Origin of the sequence: Streptomyces sp. col6 (assembly GCF_008042035.1) — a bacterium.
GTDB lineage: Bacteria > Actinomycetota > Actinomycetes > Streptomycetales > Streptomycetaceae > Streptomyces.
Genome location: NZ_RDBL01000013.1, coordinates 1,306,962 through 1,324,501, shown reverse-complemented (window position 1 = coordinate 1,324,501; position 17,540 = coordinate 1,306,962). Strand labels below are relative to the sequence as shown.

At 73.0% G+C, this 17,540-nt stretch carries 17 protein-coding genes; 3 read left to right on the top strand and 14 right to left on the bottom strand.

Going from position 1 to position 17,540, the window contains the following annotated elements:
- Positions 1–3: 3 nt before the first annotated feature.
- Entirely contained in the window at positions 4–1,272 is a 1,269-nt protein-coding gene (locus tag EAO73_RS22680; RefSeq protein WP_191134168.1) for a glycoside hydrolase family 10 protein, read from the bottom strand.
- A gap of 198 nt (positions 1,273–1,470) precedes the next feature.
- On the opposite strand from EAO73_RS22680, the gene EAO73_RS22675 reads away from it, so the two are divergent.
- Entirely contained in the window at positions 1,471–2,331 is an 861-nt protein-coding gene (locus EAO73_RS22675) for a 3-hydroxybutyryl-CoA dehydrogenase (RefSeq protein WP_147973306.1), read from the top strand.
- A gap of 83 nt (positions 2,332–2,414) precedes the next feature.
- Here the strand turns inward: EAO73_RS22675 and EAO73_RS22670 are convergent, their stop codons facing one another.
- The 9 genes from EAO73_RS22670 to infC form a co-directional block, all read right to left on the bottom strand.
- Positions 2,415–2,945 (bottom strand): NUDIX domain-containing protein, encoded by a 531-nt coding sequence (locus EAO73_RS22670; protein WP_147973305.1) that lies wholly within the window; start codon positions 2,943–2,945, stop codon positions 2,415–2,417.
- Positions 2,946–2,995: 50 nt separating this feature from the next.
- A complete protein-coding gene (locus tag EAO73_RS22665) occupies positions 2,996–4,345 on the bottom strand; it encodes a transcriptional regulator (protein ID WP_147973304.1) in 1,350 nt (449 codons plus the stop codon).
- Positions 4,346–4,653: 308 nt separating this feature from the next.
- Positions 4,654–7,164 carry a phenylalanine--tRNA ligase subunit beta gene (pheT, locus tag EAO73_RS22660; protein ID WP_147973303.1) on the bottom strand — a complete coding sequence of 837 codons (2,511 nt, stop codon included), beginning with the start codon at positions 7,162–7,164 and terminating at the stop codon, positions 4,654–4,656.
- Positions 7,164–8,291: a phenylalanine--tRNA ligase subunit alpha gene (gene pheS, locus EAO73_RS22655; RefSeq protein ID WP_132903394.1), complete on the bottom strand. Its 1,128-nt coding sequence runs from the start codon at positions 8,289–8,291 to the stop codon at positions 7,164–7,166. The genes pheT and pheS overlap by 1 nt, the downstream gene beginning before the upstream one ends.
- 155 nt (positions 8,292–8,446) lie before the next feature.
- Positions 8,447–9,598, bottom strand: coding sequence for a PAS domain-containing sensor histidine kinase (locus EAO73_RS22650; protein ID WP_147973302.1), 1,152 nt, complete (start codon positions 9,596–9,598; stop codon positions 8,447–8,449).
- 124 nt (positions 9,599–9,722) lie between these two features.
- On the bottom strand, positions 9,723–10,565 hold the full coding sequence (locus EAO73_RS22645; RefSeq protein ID WP_147973602.1) for a TrmH family RNA methyltransferase: 843 nt from the start codon (positions 10,563–10,565) through the stop codon (positions 9,723–9,725).
- 114 nt (positions 10,566–10,679) lie between these two features.
- On the bottom strand, positions 10,680–11,063 hold the full coding sequence (gene rplT, locus EAO73_RS22640) for a 50S ribosomal protein L20 (protein ID WP_143625552.1): 384 nt from the start codon (positions 11,061–11,063) through the stop codon (positions 10,680–10,682).
- A gap of 107 nt (positions 11,064–11,170) precedes the next feature.
- A complete protein-coding gene (gene rpmI / locus EAO73_RS22635) occupies positions 11,171–11,365 on the bottom strand; it encodes a 50S ribosomal protein L35 (RefSeq protein ID WP_003970213.1) in 195 nt (64 codons plus the stop codon).
- 120 nt (positions 11,366–11,485) lie between these two features.
- Positions 11,486–12,193 carry a translation initiation factor IF-3 gene (gene infC, locus EAO73_RS22630; RefSeq protein ID WP_147973301.1) on the bottom strand — a complete coding sequence of 236 codons (708 nt, stop codon included), beginning with the start codon at positions 12,191–12,193 and terminating at the stop codon, positions 11,486–11,488.
- Between the two features lie 341 nt (positions 12,194–12,534).
- Here infC and EAO73_RS22625 point away from each other — a divergent pair, with 341 nt between their 5' ends.
- Entirely contained in the window at positions 12,535–12,897 is a 363-nt protein-coding gene (locus EAO73_RS22625) for a DUF1844 domain-containing protein (RefSeq protein ID WP_073967877.1), read from the top strand.
- 84 nt (positions 12,898–12,981) lie between these two features.
- Here EAO73_RS22625 and EAO73_RS22620 read toward each other — a convergent pair whose 3' ends face one another.
- The gene (locus EAO73_RS22620; RefSeq protein ID WP_147973300.1) at positions 12,982–13,689 is read right to left on the bottom strand and encodes an MIP family channel protein; all 708 of its coding nucleotides are present in this window, start codon (positions 13,687–13,689) and stop codon (positions 12,982–12,984) included.
- 83 nt (positions 13,690–13,772) lie between these two features.
- Complete coding sequence (locus EAO73_RS22615; RefSeq protein WP_147973299.1) at positions 13,773–14,501, bottom strand: SseB family protein; 729 nt, start codon at positions 14,499–14,501, stop codon at positions 13,773–13,775.
- An 86-nt stretch (positions 14,502–14,587) separates the two neighbouring features.
- On the opposite strand from EAO73_RS22615, the gene EAO73_RS22610 reads away from it, so the two are divergent.
- Positions 14,588–15,490: a serine hydrolase gene (locus EAO73_RS22610; RefSeq protein ID WP_147973298.1), complete on the top strand. Its 903-nt coding sequence runs from the start codon at positions 14,588–14,590 to the stop codon at positions 15,488–15,490.
- A 10-nt stretch (positions 15,491–15,500) separates the two neighbouring features.
- On the opposite strand, the gene mycP is transcribed toward EAO73_RS22610, so the two are convergent.
- On the bottom strand, positions 15,501–16,730 hold the full coding sequence (mycP, locus tag EAO73_RS22605) for a type VII secretion-associated serine protease mycosin (protein ID WP_412074957.1): 1,230 nt from the start codon (positions 16,728–16,730) through the stop codon (positions 15,501–15,503).
- Entirely contained in the window at positions 16,727–17,464 is a 738-nt protein-coding gene (locus EAO73_RS22600) for a hypothetical protein (RefSeq protein WP_147973296.1), read from the bottom strand. Before EAO73_RS22600 ends, mycP begins: the two co-directional genes overlap by 4 nt.
- Between the last annotated feature and the right edge of the window lie 76 nt (positions 17,465–17,540).

Below are 17,540 nucleotides of genomic sequence, written 5' to 3'. Positions count from 1 at the left end.
CCGTCAGCGCGGCGGCCTCGCGCGGGTCCGGTAGTGGTCGGCGACCAGCCGGTCCATCGCGCCGATCCGGTCTGCGGCCACGCTCTTCGCCGAGAAGTACGCGTGGCCGCGGACCTGGTCGTGCCCGGCCGCGAGGCCGATGTGGCGGGACAGCTCCGCCGGGTCCTGCCAGGCGGCGGGCTGGGCGGGGTCGCCGCACTTGTACAGGGCCTCGCCGATGAACAGGTCGACGCCCGTGCCGCGTACGGTGTCGGACCACCAGGGCACGAGGGCGGCGTAGTCGGCCGCCTCGTTGCCGATGTGCCAGTACAGCTGCGGGCAGATGTAGTCCAGCCAGCCCTTCCGGATCCAGCCGCGGGTGTCCGCGTACAGGTCGTCGTACGTCTGCACCCCCGCCCGGGTCCGTGAGCCCGCCGGGTCGGTGCCGGCGTTGCGCCAGACACCGAAGGGGCTGATGCCGAACCGGACGCCGGGCTTCAGCGCCTTGATGCGTTCGGCGGTCTCGCGCACCAGCCGGTCCGTGTTGTCGCGGCGCCAGGCGGCCCGGTCGGGGAAGCCGGCGCCGTACTTCTCGTAAGCGGCGCCGTCCGCGAAGGTCTGGCCGGCCACCGGGTACGGATAGAAGTAGTCGTCCCAGTGCACGGCGTCGATGTCGTAGCGGCGGACCGCGTCGAGCATCGCGTCCTGGACGAAGGCGCGGACCTCGGGCAGGCCCGGGTTGTAGTAGAGCTTCCCGCCGTACGGCAGCACCCAGCCGGGGTTGCGGCGCGCCGGGTGGGAGGCGGTCAGCCGTGCGGTGTCGGTGTGGTTCGCGACCCGGTACGGGTTGAACCAGGCGTGCAGCTCCAGACCCCGGTCGTGCGCCTCCCGGACGGCGGTGCCCAGCGGGTCCCAGCCGGGGTCCTTGCCCTGCGTCCCGGTCAGGTACTCGGCCCACGGCTCGTACGGCGAGGGCCACAGCGCGTCGGCGGTCGGGCGGACCTGGAGGATGACCGCGTTGAGCTTCCGCTCCACAGCACCGTCGAGATGGGCGGTCAGCTCGGCCCGCTGCGCGGCGGCCGACAGCCCCGGCCTCGACGGCCAGTCGGTGTTGGCCACGGTCGCGACCCACATCCCGCGCAGCTCGCGCCGCACCACATCGCGCCCGGCGGCCGGACCGGGCAGCGCCCGCGTCCCCCGGGGCCGCGCGACCGCGTCACCGGCCACCGTCGCCGCGCCCACCGCGCCGGCCACCGCCCCGGTCACGAATCCTCTTCGTGGCATTCCTCGCATCGCGTCGCACCCGCTCTCTCTCCGCACTCGAACAAATCCTGGCAATCCGGGCACCAAGGGTGTCCGGAGCCGAGCATGCACGCCCCGGCCTGCTATCCCTGGTAAGGCGCGGAGTAACGTCGGGGAGTCGTGGTGGGGCCCGGAACCAGACGGAAGCCGCCGAACGGGAACAGCGAAAGGCACGAGGTGACGGACTCTATGGCCGACATTGCACGCGTCGGAGTGGTGGGCTGCGGCCAGATGGGCGCCGGCATCGCGGAGGTGTGCGCGCGCAGCGGCCTCGACGTCAAGGTGGCCGAGACGACCGGTGAGGCGCTGGAGATAGGGCGCACCCGGCTCCACAACTCCCTGACCAAGGCCGCCGAGCGCGGCAAGATCACGGCGGAGGAGCGCGACGAGACCCTGGGGCGGCTGAGCTTCACCACGGACCTCGGCGAGTTCGCCGACCGTGACCTCGTCATCGAGGCCGTCGTGGAGAACGAGCAGGTCAAGACCGAGATCTTCCAGGTCCTCGACCAGGTGGTGACCCGCCCGGACGCGATCCTCGCCTCCAACACCTCCTCGATCCCGCTGGTGAAGCTGGCCGTCGCGACCTCCCGCCCGGATCAGGTCATCGGCATCCACTTCTTCAACCCGGCGCCGGTGCAGAAGCTCGTCGAGCTGATCCCCGCGCTGACCACGTCGGACGAGACCATCAAGCGCTCCGAGGCCGTGGTCCAGGACGTCCTGGACAAGCACCCGATCCGCGCCCAGGACCGCTCCGGCTTCGTCGTCAACGCCCTGCTGATCCCGTACCTGCTCTCGGCGATCCGGATGTTCGAGTCGGGCATCGCCAGCCGCGAGGACATCGACAACGGCATGGAGATGGGCTGCGCCCACCCGATGGGCCCGCTCAAGCTCGCGGACCTGATCGGTCTGGACACCGTCGCCTCGGTCGCCGACTCGATGTACGCCGAGTACAAGGAGCCGCTGTACGCCGCTCCCCCGCTGCTCCAGCGCATGGTCGACGCGGGCCGCCTCGGCCGCAAGACGGGATCGGGCTTCTACCCGTACGCCTGAGACCCCTCCCTGTCCCGTTCGGACACGTTCGTACGCGCTCGTACGCGCGAGGACCACGCCGTCCTCGCGCGTACGGGAACGGCTCAGCCCAGGCGTAAGTGGTGCAGCATCATCAGCCCGGCAGCCATGCCCGCTGCCGGGATCTCGCCGGCGGCTATCAGGTCCGGGACCAGCTTCAGGGGGACCCACTCGCGGCGCGAGGACTCGAAGGCGTCGCACGGCTCGCCGGTCCACTCCGCCTCCTCGCCCCAGAACAAGTGGTGCCGGGCGTCGATGAGGCCGTTGGCCGGTTCCGCGGTCAGCAGCGGGTGGAGCGGTCCGGGGCGCCAGCCGGTCTCCTCCTCCATCTCCCGGGCCGCCGCCTCCGCCGGTGACTCGCCGTCCTCCACCACGCCCGCCGCCAGCTCCCAGCCCCAGCTGTCGGTGATGAAACGGTGCCGCCACAGCAGCAGCACCTCATTCGCCTCGTTGACGACGGTGGCCGCCGCCACCGGACGCAGCCGGATCACGAAGTGGTCGAGCCGGCTGCCGTCAGGGAGCTCGACATCGGCCAGGTTGACCCGGAACCAAGGGTTCTCGTACACGGGTTGTTCGTTCAGGTTCGTCCACTGCATGTTTCTGCCACCTTCTGTTCGTCGGTGGCCGTATCGCAGCAGACTTCCGCTCAGAGCGGTACGCGCAGTGCCCCCTCCACACGTTCGGCGGCCCGCTCCGCGTCGGCGCTCCCACTGGCGACCAGGTCCGCGCGGACCGCCCGCAGCCGGTCGCGCAGACGCTGCGACTCCATGCCCCGGACCCGGTCGGCCATCTCGGTGGCCGTGGCCGCCGCCCGGTCCGCCTCGCCCCGGCGCAGTTCGATCATGGTGAGCATGGCGAGGCGGTGGACCCGGCCCCGGTCGTGCGCGGGCGTGCGGACCGCCGCCAGCGCGTGTTCCCGGGCCGCCGCCAGGTCGCCGAGGCTCAGCAGCGCCTCCGCCACCTGCACATCGACCAGTCCGGGCTGGACATAGCCCGTCTCGTCCGGTTCCCGGCCCGGCCGGATGCGGGCGGCCTCCGACTCGGCGCGGCCGATGCACGTCAGCGCGCTCGCCCGGTCGCCGAGCCGCGCGTACGCCTTGGCCTGCATCGCGTGGAGGTCGGCGGCGAGGGCGGGGGAGATCGCGCACCCCGCCGCGCGCAGGGCCGCCTCCGCGAAGGCGACGGACTGGCGGTACTCGGCGAGGAACAGCGACTGATTGACCAGCAGCGCGATCACATAGCCGCCGAGGCCCCGGTCCCCGCTCGCCTTGGCCAGCCGCAGCGCCTGGTGGAAGTAGCGCTGGGCGAGGCCGTGCGCGTCGGAGTCGTAGGCGCAGATGCCCGCCACGGCCACCAGGGCGCCCGTGGCGCGGTGCAGTTGACGGCCCGTCGTATCGCTGTAGCCGCCACGCAGCAGGGGGGCCGCACCGGCGTTGAGGAAGCCGACGACGCGCGGACGTGTCGCGATCCCGCCCGCCCTGCGGTACATCAGTTCGTAGTGGTCACGGGCGGCCCGCAGCGTTGCTATGTCGGCCGCGCCGACCCCGGCCGGCCCGGTCCGCGACACATCGGCGTCCTCCGGCGGGTTCTCCCACTCCCATACGGGCATCACCGCTCCGGTCCCGGTGACGGCCGGGGAGGTGACGACATGCGGGCGCTGCTGGGCGTCGGAGCGCCAGACAGCGGTGGTCCGTTCGACGAAACCGGTCAGCGAGGAGCCCTGCACGGGGGCGTGGCCGTCGGGGACCGCCATGCCGATGTCGTCCAGCGACACGCCCCTGTGCAGGCGGTTCCCGAGGACCTCGCAGATCAGGTCGGGCACCTGGCCGCGCGGGCGCTGGCCTTTCAGCCAGCGCGCGACGGCGGTGTGTTCGTAACGCAGTCCGAGACCGCGCGCGCGGCCGGCCCGGTTCACATGGGCGGCCAGTCCGGCCCGGGAGACGCCCGCCTCCTCGATCAGGGCCTCCAGCGCGGTGTTGGGCTCCTTGGGCCCCATGTCCCCCTCCGGTGGTTCGGCACGCCTGGACGTGTCGCCCCAGTGGAGCACGATTCACACGGGGTGTGAACGGAATGCCCGAACCGTCCCGCCGCGCACCCTGCCGGAGTGGCTGCGGGCTCGCTTGAATGATTCCCCTCGCAGGGCGCGGACGGGCCGTCTGCTCCCCCTCGTACAGCAGGGCGGCCCGCATCCGCGCAGTCCACCCCGCCGGCCTGCCCGACACTCCACGGCGGGGGCGGACGGGCGAGTGCACAGGAGGGGCGCATCCGGTGGCCGGATGCGCCCCTCCTTCGTGTGCGGGGTGTCTACGCCCCGCGCAGTACCGCGCCCGTACGCTCGGCGGCCAGGGCCACCGCCGCGTCACGGGCGGCGCTCGCCTCGTCGACCGTCAGGGTGCGGTCGGCGGCGCGGAAGCGCAGCGCGTACGCCAGGGACTTGCTGCCCCCGCCGATCTGCTCGCCCGTGAAGACGTCGAACAGCCGCAGCGACTCCAGGAGTTCGCCCGCGCCCTCGCGCAGCGCCCGCTCCACGTCGGCGGCGGGCACGTCCTGGTCCACGACCAGGGCAACGTCCTGGGTGGCCACTGGGAAGGCGGAGATCCGCGGAGCCCGCAGGGCGCCGTCGACGGCCTGCTCCAGGACGTCGAGCTCGACCTCCATGGCGCAGGTGCGCTCGGGCAGGTGGAGCTCCTTGATGACACGCGGGTGCAGCTCACCGGCATGCCCGAACAGGGTCTCCTCGCCGTCGACCGTCACGAACAGCGCGGCGCAGCGGCCCGGGTGCCACGGAGCGTGCTGGTCGGCCCTCACCGTCACCTCGACGCCCGCCTCGCGGGCGATGGCACGCGCCGCCTCGACGGAGTCCGCCCAGTCGGCGGGGCGGCCCTTGCCCCACCAGCCGGCCTGCTCGCGGGCGCCCGCGAGGACGACGGCGGCGCGGCGCGGCTGGCGCGGCAGCGCGGCGTCGAGCGAGGCGATGTCCTGCTCCGAGGGGCGCCGGTCGACCGGGAGCCGGACGGGCTTGGTCTCGTCGCCGGTGGGCCTGAAGACGAGGCCGGTCTCGAAGAGCGCGAGGTCGTGGCTGCCGCGGCCGTCGTTGCGCCGCAGCGCGCCGAGGAGGCCCGGCAGCAGCGTGGTGCGCAGCGACGGCTCCTCGTCGGAGAGCGGGTTGACCAGCTTGACCGTGCGGCGGCGGGCGTCGTCCGCCTCCAGGCCGAGCTGGTCGAGGACCGCCTCGCCGACGAACGGGTAGTTCAGCGCCTCGACGTAGCCCGCGCCCGCGAGCGCCCGGCCGACGCGGCGGTGCAGCCGCTGGCGGTCGGTGAGGCCGCGGCCGGAGGGCGGCGTCGGGAGCGTGGAGGGCAGGTTCTCGTAGCCCTCCAGGCGGATGACCTCTTCGGCCAGGTCGTTCGGCTCGGTGAGGTCGGGACGCCAGGACGGCGTGGTGACCAGGAGCTCGTCCTGCCCGTAGACGTCGCAGCCGACCTCCTGGAGGCGGCGTACGACGGTCTCGCGGCCGTAGGCGACACCGGCGACCTTGTCGGGGTGGTCGGCCGGCATCGTGATGGTGCGGGGCGCGGACGGGGCGGTGACCTCGGTGACGCCCGCCTCGGCGGTGCCGCCGGCCAGGAGGACCAGCAGGTCGACGGTGCGCTGCGCGGCAGCGGCGGCGGCCTGCGGGTCGACGCCGCGCTCGAAGCGCTTGGACGCCTCGGAGGGCAGCTTGTGGCGGCGCGCGGTACGGGCGATCGAGATCGCGTCGAAGTGCGCGGCCTCGATGACGACCTCGGCGGTGTGCGCGCCCTCGGCCGCGTCGGCGATCTCCGTGTCGGCCCCGCCCATGACGCCCGCGAGGCCGATGGGGCCGCGGTTGTCGGTGATGACGAGGTCGCCGGAGTCCAGGACGCGGACCGCGCCGTCGAGCGTGGTGAGCTTCTCGCCCTGCTCGGCGCGGCGGACCCCGATCGGTCCGTCGATGCGGGTCCGGTCGTAGGCGTGCAGCGGCTGGCCGAGTTCGAGCATCACGTAGTTGGTGACGTCGACGGCGAGCGAGATCGGCCGCATGCCGGCCTTCTGCAGCCGGCGCTGCATCCAGATCGGGGTGCGGGCCTCGGGCTGGAGCCCGACGACGGTGCGCGCGGTGAAGCGGGAGCAGCCGATCGGGTCGGAGACCTTGACCGGGTAGCCGTACGCGTTGGGCGCGGGCACGTCCAGGAGGGCCGGGTCGCGCAGCGGCAGGCCGTAGGCGATGGCGGTCTCGCGGGCGACGCCGCGCATCGACAGGCAGTAGCCGCGGTCGGGCGTGACGGCGATGTCCAGGACCTCGTCGACCAGTTCGAGCAGCTCGATGGCGTCGGTGCCGACCTCGTACTCCGGCGGGAGCACGATGATGCCGTGGGTTCCGTCGTCGCCCATGCCGAGCTCGTCGGCGGAGCAGATCATGCCGTGCGAGGTCTTGCCGTACGTCTTGCGGGCGGCGATGGCGAAGTCGCCGGGCAGCACGGCGCCGGGCAGGACCACGACGACCTTGTCGCCGACGGCGAAGTTACGGGCGCCGCAGACGATCTCCTGCGGCTCGCCGGTGCCGTTGGCGGTGCCGACGTCCACCGTGCAGAAGCGGATCGGCTTCTTGAAGCCCTCCAGCTCCTCGATGGTCAGCACCTGTCCGACGACGAGCGGGCCGGTGAGGCCGGCGCCGGTCCGCTCGACCGTCTCGACCTCCAGGCCGACGGCGACGAGCTTGGCCTGCACGTCACGGCCGGTCTCGGTGGCCGGCAGGTCGACGTATTCCCGCAGCCAGGAAAGCGGGACGCGCATCAGATCTCCATCCCGAAGGGCCGGGTGAACCGGACGTCACCTTCGACCATGTCTCGCATGTCTTCGACGTTGTGGCGGAACATCAGCATCCGTTCGATGCCGAACCCGAAGGCGAATCCGCTGTACTTCCGGGGGTCGACGCCGCAGGCGGTGAGCACCTTCGGGTTGACCATGCCGCAGCCGCCGAGCTCGATCCAGCCCTCGCTGCCGCAGGTGCGGCAGGGGCGGTCCGGGTTGCCGACGGACGCGCCGCGGCAGACGTAGCAGACCATGTCCATCTCGGCGGACGGCTCGGTGAACGGGAAGAAGTTCGGCCGCAGCCGGGTCTTCATGTCCGGGCCGAAGAGCGCCTGGACCATGTGGTCGAGGGTGCCCTTCAGGTCCGCCATGGTCAGGCCCTCGTCGACGGCGAGCAGCTCGATCTGGTGGAAGACCGGGGTGTGCGTGGCGTCGAGCTCGTCGGTGCGGTAGACGCGGCCGGGGCAGACGACGTAGACCGGGGGCTCGCGGTCGAGCAGGGTGCGGGCCTGGACCGGCGAGGTGTGCGTACGCAGGACGACACCGGACTCGTCGTTCTTCGCGCCGTCGGCGCCCTCGACGAAGAAGGTGTCCTGCATCTGCCGGGCCGGGTGGTCGGGCACGAAGTTCAGGGCGTCGAAGTTGAACCACTCGGCCTCGGCCTCGGGGCCCTCGGCGATCTCGTAGCCCATGGCCACGAAGACGTCGGCGACGCGCTCCATGAAGGTCGTCAGCGGGTGGCGGGCGCCGGCCGGGGTGCGGTCGTACGGCAGCGTGACGTCCACCGCCTCCTCGACCAGGACCCGGGCGTCACGCTCGGCCTCCAGCTCCACCTGGCGGGCCGCGAGGGCGCGGCCCACGGCGGCGCGGGCCTGGCCCACGCGCTTGCCGGCCTCGGCCTTGGCCTGCGGGGGCAGCGCGCCGATCTCGCGGTTGGCGAGCGACAGGGGCGAGGTGCCACCGGTGTGCGCGGTCTTCGCCTGGGCGAGCGCGTCGAGGTCACCCGCGGCGGCGAAGGCGGCGAGCGCCTCGTCCCGGATGCGCTCGATCTCTTCCGGTTTCAGTGCCTCGACCTCGACTGGGTCGTACGACTTGTTCGGTGCCGACATCTCTTCCCGTACTTCCGATTGGCTGAGTGCTGCGCTTACCGGGGGATACTCCCGGACCCCCGTGACCTCGCTCGAAGACCGGAGGACGCAAAGGTGCCAAGGGTCGAGTCTAAGGGTCGCGGGGCGGGTGGGGCGCCCGTGGGCCGCTCGGGGCCTTACGCGAGGTAGGCCGGCGTGCTCACGGGCAGCATAAATCGGAACTCCGCGCCGCCTCCGGGGCCGCGGCCGACCGTGATGGTGCCGCCGTGGGCCTCGACGATGCCCTTGACGATGTAGAGGCCCAGGCCCGTGCCGCCGCGCTTGCTCCCCCGCCAGAAGCGGGTGAAGACGCGGCTCATCGACTCCTCGGGGATGCCGGGACCTTCGTCGCTCACGGTGACGGCCGCTCCCCTCTCGTCGCTCTTCGCCGGTGCGGGTGCCACATCGATGGTGACAGTTCCCTCACCGTGGCGCACCGCGTTTTCCAGCAGGTTGCCGAGCACCTGGTCGACCTTGTCCGGGTCGGCCCACACCGCGGGCAGCGGCTGGCAGGTGCGGACGAGGAAGCGGCCGGGGTCCTGGCCGGCCGCGGTGTGCGCCCGGACGTGGCGCTCGACGGCGGCGGAGAGATCGACGGGCTGGCGGCGCAGCTCCAGGCGCCCGGAGTCGATCCGGGAGATGTCCAGGAGCTCGGTGATGAGGCGGGTGACCCGGTTGGCGTCCGCGTACACCGTCTCCAGCATGAGGCGCTTCTGGTCGTCGGTGAACCGTTCCCACTTGGCCAGCAGGGTCGCGGTGAAGCCCTTGACCGAGGTGAGCGGGGAGCGCAGTTCGTGGGCGACCGTCGCGATCAGCTCGGCGTGGCTGCGCTCGGTGCGGCGGCGGGCCTCGGTGCCGCGCAGGCTGATCACCAGCCGGCGGACCGGGCCGGTGGGCGTCTCGCGCACATAGCGGGCGGAGACAAGGACCTCGCGGCCGCCGGGCAGCAGGAGGTTGCGCTCGGGCTGGCCGACCCGGGTGGCGAGACCGCCGTAGGGGTCGGTCAGCTCCCACCAGCGGCGGCCCTTGAGGTCCTCCAGCGGCAGCGCGTGCTCCACCGGGCGGCCGAGGGCGGCGGCCCTGGGGACGGCGGTGATGCGGACGGCGGCGGCGTTGAAGCAGATGATGCGGCCGGTCTCGTCCGCGACGACGAGCCCGTCGGGGAGGTCGTCGGGGTCCAGCCCGAGGCCGCCCGCCGCGGCGTCCGCGACGGCGGGGCCGTCCGGTCCCGCGGCGGCGCGCACGACGGCCGCGTGTGCCGCGCGCGGCCCGCTCATGCCGACAGCCATTCCCGTACCCCACCTCTCGAACCGGTGCAGTGGGCCACCCCCGAGTGCGTCACCCTACTAGTCGTCGGTGACGGAGCGACACCCTGTGGCGGCTCTCCGTCGAAGCAGGGGCGCCCGGAGGCGCTCAGCCGGTGGTGCGGCGCGGACGCTGGGCGCGCGCGGAGGCGTAGAGGCAGACCGCGGCGGCGGTGGCGAGGTTGAGGCTCTCCGCCTTGCCGTGGATCGGCACCCGCACCACGGCGTCGGCCAGGGCGCGGGTCTCCTCGGGCAGCCCCCAGGCCTCGTTGCCGAAGATCCAGGCGGTGGGCCCGCCCATCGTGCCGGCGTCGAGTTCGTCGTCGAGGTCGTCGCTGCCCGCGCCGTCGGCGGCCAGGATGCGCACCCCCGCCCCGCGCAGTCCGCGTACGGCCTGCTCGACGGGGACGCCCACGGCGACCGGCAGATGGAAGAGCGAACCGACCGAGGCGCGCACCGACTTGGGGTTGTACAGGTCGACGGAGGCGTCGGTCAGGACGACCGCGTCGGCACCCGCCGCGTCGGCGCAGCGCAGCACCGTGCCGGCGTTCCCGGGATCGCGGACGTGGGCCAGGACGGCGACCAGCCGGGGCCGGGCCGCGAGGATCCCGTCGAAGGGCGAGTCGAGGAAGCGGCAGACGCCGATGAGGCCCTGCGGGGTGACGGTCTGCGAGACGTCGGCCAGGACATCACTGTCGGCGAGGTGGACGCGGGCGCCCGCCTCGTGGGCGGCGTCGATGATGGCGGCGTAGCGCTCGGCGGCCTCGACGGTGGCGAAGAGTTCGACGAGGGTCGGTTCGCCGTCGGCGCCCCGGTGCTCGGCGGCCTCCCGCACGGCCTGCGGCCCCTCGGCGATGAACCTGCGCTCCTTGCCGCGGAAGTTGCGCCTGGCCAGCCGCCGGGCGGCGGCGACCCGCGGCGATCGCGGGGAGATCAGTTCGGGGGTGCCCATGTCGGCGGCGAGCCTCTCTGCGTTACGAAAAAGGTCCTGGTGGTACAACGCACCGGACCCGCAGACGGCGAGCGCCTGCGGGTCCGGCTCGAGAGCCAAGAAGTGCGGCCTGGGTCAGGCGGCCTTCGGGGCGTTGACGTCGCTCGGGAGGGCCTTCTGGGCGACCTCGACGAGGGCGGCGAACGCGTTGGCGTCGTTGACCGCGAGCTCGGCCAGGATCTTGCGGTCCACCTCGACGTTGGCGGCCTTCAGACCCTGGATGAGGCGGTTGTACGTCATGCCGTTCTGGCGGGCAGCGGCGTTGATGCGCTGGATCCACAGCTGACGGAAGTCGCCCTTGCGCTTCTTGCGGTCGTTGTAGTTGTAGACCAGGGAGTGGGTGACCTGCTCCTTGGCCTTGCGGTACAGGCGCGAACGCTGACCGCGGTAACCGCTGGCCTGCTCGAGGATCGCCCGGCGCTTCTTGTGGGCGTTGACTGCCCGCTTGACGCGTGCCACTTGTTAACTCCTTGTAGCGGGGCCGTGGTCGTACTCACACGGCCCGGAAACGAATTGGTCCCGGTCGGATCGAGGGCGCGTCCCCGGTGAATCCGGGGACGACGGCCTCACTTGCCGAGAAGCTTCTTGATCTTCTTGGCGTCGGCCGGAGCCACGACGACCGTGCCGGTCAGCGAGCGGGTCTTCTTGGACGACTTGTGCTCGAGCAGGTGGCGCTTGCCGGCCCTCTCGCGGAGCACCTTGCCGGAGCCGGTGATCTTGAAGCGCTTGCTGGCACCGCTGTGCGTCTTGTTCTTCGGCATCGCGCCGTTCTCTCCTCGTCAGTGGCGCCCCTCTCGGTGCGGGCACCGGACTACAGGGGCGTCAGATCTTGATGGGGGTTCCGCGGGGACCCGGGGGTGCCTGGATGGCACCCCCCGCGGTCACGCCTCGGAAGGTGTCTCGGCCTCGGGCGCCGCCTCGGCCGGAGCCTCGGGCGCCTGACCCTCGGGCGCGGCGTCGGGGGTGTTGTTCCCCTGGCGCTCCGCCTTGCGGGCGGCCTGGGCCTCGCGGGCCTCGGCCATGGCTTCGGTCTTCTTCTTGTGCGGGCCCAGAACCATGATCATGTTCCGGCCGTCCTGCTTCGGGTTGGACTCGATGAAGCCGAGTTCCTCGACGTCCGAAGCGAGACGCTGGAGCAGTCGGAAGCCCAGCTCGGGGCGGGACTGCTCACGACCACGGAACATGATCGTGATCTTGACCTTGTCGCCCTGCTTGAGGAACCGGACGACGTGACCCTTCTTGGTGTCATAGTCGTGCGGGTCGATCTTCGGCCGGAGCTTCATCTCCTTGATGACCGTGTGCGCCTGGTTCTTGCGCGCCTCACGGGCCTTCATGGCCGACTCGTACTTGAACTTCCCGTAGTCCATGAGCTTGCACACGGGCGGACGGGCGGTAGCCGCCACCTCGACCAGGTCGAGGTCGTACTCCTGTGCGAGTTCCAGGGCCTTGGCAAGCGGCACAATCCCGACCTGCTCGCCGCTGGGACCGACAAGTCGCACCTCGGGCACGCGAATCCGGTCGTTGATGCGGGGCTCGGCGCTGATGGATCCTCCTCGGTAGCACCACGCGACCGCCTGGCGGACAGCCACGTAACGTCTGTTTCAGACAGACCAACCGCGTCGGAGCAACAAAAATGCCCCGGACGGGACACAGGCGGGGCTCCTGGCAAACCGGAACACCGCCACGGTGAACCGCGGGGCGCATCGGGTGGTTCCATCGTCCGTACGGAACGATGGGGACCACCTGACCGGTGACCCGCCGTCCTGGGGACGGCTAGGTGGGAGAGCGGAGCCTCCACTTGTGGGCCGGGCACATAGCTGCCCAGCCGGTCGTTACACAAGGTTAGCAGCTCGGCGGGGCGGGCACCAACCGGCCCGTGCGGCCGCTCCCGCGGGCGGCGGGCCGGCGCCGTGGGCCTATCGTAAGGCGCATGAGTGACGCGACCCCCAGCAGTGATTCCCCCGGCTTCGACGAGATGGCCCGCGACATCGCGGAGGTGCCCGCCGTCGAGGTCATCGTGACGGTCGCCGTCAACCTGATGAGCGCCGCCGCCGTGAAGCTCGGCCTGACCGAGGACGGCGACGCGCACAAGGACCTCGACGAGGCCCGCAAGCTGGTCCACGCGCTGGCCGGCCTGCTGGACGCGAGCACCACGGAGATCAGCTCCTTCCACGCCGCCCCGCTGCGCGACGGCCTGAAGTCCCTCCAGCTCGCCTTCCGCGAGGCCTCGCTCGTCCCGGACGAGCCGGGCCAGGGTCCGGGCGAGAAGTACACCGGCCCGGTCTTCGGCTGAGACGTCCGCCCCTTCCGTCCGTACGTACGTGAACGAGCCCCCGCCGGTGCTTCCGGCGGGGGCTCGTCGCTTCGCGAGTACGGGTCAGACCTCCGCGGTCGTCTCCCCGCCGCGCATCGAGGGGTGGGTCAGCCGGTGGGCGAGCGCCGCGAGGATGCCGCCGATCAGCGGGGCCACGATGAACAGCCACAGCTGGGAGAGGGCGGCGCCGCCGGCGAACAGGGCCGGGCCGAGGCTCCGGGCCGGGTTGACCGAGGTGCCGGTGAGCGGGATGCCGACCAGGTGGATCACCGCGAGGGAGATACCGATGGGCAGGCCGTCGAAGCCGACGACCGCCACCTTGTGGGTCACCGCGAGGACCACGAAGACCAGCAGGAAGGTGAGCACCACCTCGGCCAGGAACGCGCCGCCGAGGTTGATGTGCACGTCCGAGCGGTCGCCGTAGCCATTGCTGCCGAACTTTCCGCTCGTCTTCAGCCCCGGCACCTGCTTGGCCAGCAGGAACAGCAGCGCCGCACCGGCGATGCCGCCGAGGAACTGTGCGATCCAGTACGTCACCGCCGTGCGCACGTCGATCCGCCGCGCGGCCAGCATGCCGAGCGTGACCGCCGGATTGATGTGGCAGCCGGAGATCGGGCCGAGGGCGTAGGCGAGCGCGAGGAGCACGAAACCGAAGGCCAGGGCGATGCCCAGGGTTCCGATGTAATCGACGCACAGCACCGCCGCTCCCACGGCGAAGAAAACCAGCAGCAGGGTGCCGAGGAACTCCGACACGGCTGTCCGCGCCTGCATACAACCACCTCGCGAAGATCGTCCCTTTTCTTCGCAATTCTCCGGCTGCTCACGCTTTCGCGCACGTTGAGCCGAAGGGGTGATCAGCGCGTGAACAGGGGCTCACCCGGTGTGTGCGCGCCGGCCGGGAGCAGCGCGAGGTCCAGGCCCCGGACCAGCCGGGCCCGCAGCACCTCGTCGGCGGCCAGCGCGCGGGCCACGCGTCCCGCCGCCCGAGCGGGGTCCGCGCCGGCCGCGAGGACCAGGGCGAGGGTGCCGTCGGCGCTGCCGGGGCCGAGGTGGGCGCGGAGCACGGCGGGCTCGGCGGCGACGGCTTCGCGTACGGCGGCGGTGACGGCGGGGTCGTCCAGCGGGTCCGCGCTGGTGCGGCCCTCGGCGAGGGCGCGCAGGGCGGACCCGGTCAGCTCGAAGGCCACCGGTCCGGCGAGGTCGAGCACCACCGTGTCCGCCTTCTCGTGCGCGGCGGCCCGGAGCGCCTGGTGCAGGGGTACGGCGACGGGGCGGGCCTGCGGGTCCCAGCGGGCCAGCGACGCGGTGGAGGTGAAGGCGGGCAGGGCGCGGCGGCCACCGGCCTGGAGCGTGGGCACGGCCATGTCGCTCGTCTTCTCCCGGCGCAGCCCCCGCTCGTCCTCCTCGACCTCGCCGAGTACGGCGACGACGGGGACCAGGAGCCGGGCGCCCTTCAGGGCTTCGAGCACCGGTGCGACGGCGGTGCGGTCCTCGGCCCAGGCGGCGAGGGCCGTGGCCAGGGCGGGGTCGGCGGTGCCGTCGTCGTCGGAGTAACCGGGGTCCGGAATGTTCTTCTGCTCCACGGGGCGAGCGTAGTGCCTGGGCATTCTCATCAGGCCGACAGGTCGGACCCAGCCGGTTCTCAGCCGCGGTTCCTAGCGTCCGGGCCATGCCCCGACACCGCGTACGCCGTCGCGCCCTGCCCGTATCCCTGACGGCCGCCGCCGTGCTGGCCGTCTCGGCCGCCGGGGGCGCGTACGTCATCGGCCGTGCGCCGGACCGGGCGCCGGCCGCGGTCGCCTCCGTATCGTCGGCGTCACCGCCCCCGGAAGCGAGCGAGGAGCCGTCGGTGGATCTGGACGCGGAGCTGGAGGCGGCCGTCGAGCCGCTGGTGGGCGAGACGTCGGCGGCGGCGCTCTCGGTCGCGGTGCTGGACAGCGGCAGCGGTACGCGTGCGGTGTACGGGGGCGCGGACGCGACGTACGCGACGGCGAGCATCGTCAAGGTGGACATCCTGGCGGCGCTGCTGCTGCGGGCCCAGGACGAGGGGCGCACGCTGACCGCCGCCGAGCGCACCCGGGCTGCCGCGATGATCGAGAGGAGCGACAACGACTCCGCGACCGCGCTGCTGGCGGCGGCCGGCGGGGCGGCGGGACTGGACGCGGCGAACGCACGGCTGGGGCTCACCGCGACGACCGCGTCGCACGCCTGGGGGCTGACGAGCACCACGGCGGCCGACCAGCTGACGCTGCTGGGGGCGGTGTTCGGTACGGAGACGGACGCGGCCCTCAGCGAGACGTCGCGGGCGTACATACGTGGGCTGATGGCCCGGGTGGAGGCCGACCAGCAGTGGGGCGTCTCGGCGGCGGGCGACGCCTGGGCGCTGAAGAACGGCTGGATGCCGCGTACCGCCACCGGGCTGTGGAACGTCAACAGCATCGGGCGGGTGACGGCGGACGGCCACACCTATCTGGTGGCGGTGCTGTCCGGCGGCCAGGCGTCCAAGGAGAGTGGCATCGAGCTCGTCGAGTCGGCGGCGAAGGCGGCGGTGAAGGTGCTGAGCGCGCGGTGAGTCCGCGCGCTCAACGGCGCCGGGCGGAGAACGCGCGGCCGCGCCGGAGCAGGACGCCTGCCGCGAGCAGGAGCACACCGAGGCCGCCGGCCGCCGGGGCGAGCCATCCGGCCGGGCCGCCGTCCTCCGGCTCGGGCGTGGGCCCGGGGCCGAAGTACCGCTTGCGGTAACCGGCGGGGGCGGATTCGCCGCGCACCTCGGCGGGGCGCACCCGGCCGCCCGCCTCGATGGCCGCCGCGGGATCGACGATCCCGTAGCCGCGCGCGTCGTCGCGGCCGGAGGCGGGGGCGTCGCGCGCGGTGTCGGTGAGGAGCTTCTTGATCTGCGCGGGCGAGAGCCCGGGGTGCGCGGACCTGACGAGGGCCACCGCGCCGGAGACGAACGCGGCGGCGGCGGAGGTGCCCCACTCCACGTAGTACTTGCGGTCGGGCGCCGGTACGACGATGTCGTCGCCGGGGGCGCTCACGGTGGCGTACCAGCGGCGCGTGGAGAACGAGGCGTGCGTGCCGTACCGGTCGACGGCCGCGGCGGCGATGACCCCGGGGTAGGCGGCGGGATACGAGATGTGGTCGCCCTTCTCGCCGCCGTTGCCGGCCGAGGCGACGACGACGGCTCCCTTCTTCAGGGCGTACTGGACGGCGGCGTCCTCGCCCGGCTCGGGGTGTGCGGACTCGCTGTCGTCGCCCAGGGAGAGGTTGATGACGTCGGCGCCGTGGTCGGCGGCCCAGCGGATGCCGTCGGCGAGCGCGGTGCCCCGGGTCCTGCGGGCCTCGGCGCGGGCCGGGTCGCTCGCTTCGAGGATGACGCGGACCGGGAGGATCCTCGCCTCGGGCGCGATGCCGAGGACGCCGTCGGCGCGTCCGCTGCCGTGGCCCCGGCCCGCGATGATCCCGGCCATGGCGGTGCCGTGCCGGGCCCATGCCTTGTCGCCGCGCTCCGCGCCGAAGCCGATCAGGTCCTTGCCGGGCAGGACCTGGCCCGCGAGGTCGGGCAGGCTGCCGTCGACCCCGGTGTCCACGACGGCGACGGTGACGCCCTTGCCCCGGGTGGCCTCCCAGGCCCGGTCGGTGTGCAGGGCGTCCAGCCCCCACTGCTGGGCCCGGATGGTGTCGGCCCCCGCCGGGGTCGCGGGGAGCAGGACGAGGGCGGTGGCCGCGCAGAGCGTGCCGAGGGTCCGCCGGGCGGACCGTCGCGGACCCACGAACCTCCGCAGGGGCCCGGGGACGCGGTGGCGGATCATCCGGGCTGCTCCGTGAGGTCGGCGACATGGGTGCGCAGGGCGCGCTCGACCCGGTCGGCCACGCCCTTGGCCTCGTGGCCGAGCCCGGCCTGCGCGGCGGCGGTCGTCCCGCCCGAGGCCATGGCCTGTGCGGCGGGCCGGGGCGGGGTGGCGGCACGTCCGTCGGCGAATCCGGACACGGCGAAGGAGACGACGGGGATCTCGGTCAGCACGTGGATGGACCAGCTGGCGCGCTGCCGGTCGCGGAACGCGGCCGCGGGGCTGTCCTTCACCGGGTAGGCGCGGGGCAGCAGGTCGGTGCGCCGGTCCAGGTGCTCGTCGGTGAACCGGGTGCTCAGGGCGCGCATCGCCTCGGTGTCGGCCTCGGTGAAGACCAGTCCGACGGTGGTGACGCTGCTGGCCGTGGCGTCCGTGTACGTGGCCCGCAGCACATGGGCGCAGCCGACCGTGCGCAGCGTCTTGGTCAGCAGCGGGTCGAGTGCGGTGGAGCAGCCGCTGTCCGGGGCGACGGCGAGCCTCGTCCAGACCCGGTCGGCGCCGCCGGGCCCGGCTCCGTCGCCCTTCAGGGTGCGGGGGAAGAGGGTGTCCACGGGGACGCTGTGCCAGGCCTCCCGGCCCATGGTGTACGCGCTGCGGGCGGCGGGGTCGTCGTCCGGGCCTTCGGCCAGCCAGCTGCCGGCGGCGGCCCCGCCGATCAGCCCGAGCCCGAGGACCACGCAGACACCGGCGGCCACGGGCCGGTACCGGCGGGGGCCGCGCAGGGGGGTTTCGGGAGGCGGCCAGGCGGTCTCGTCCGGTGCAGGGCGCGGG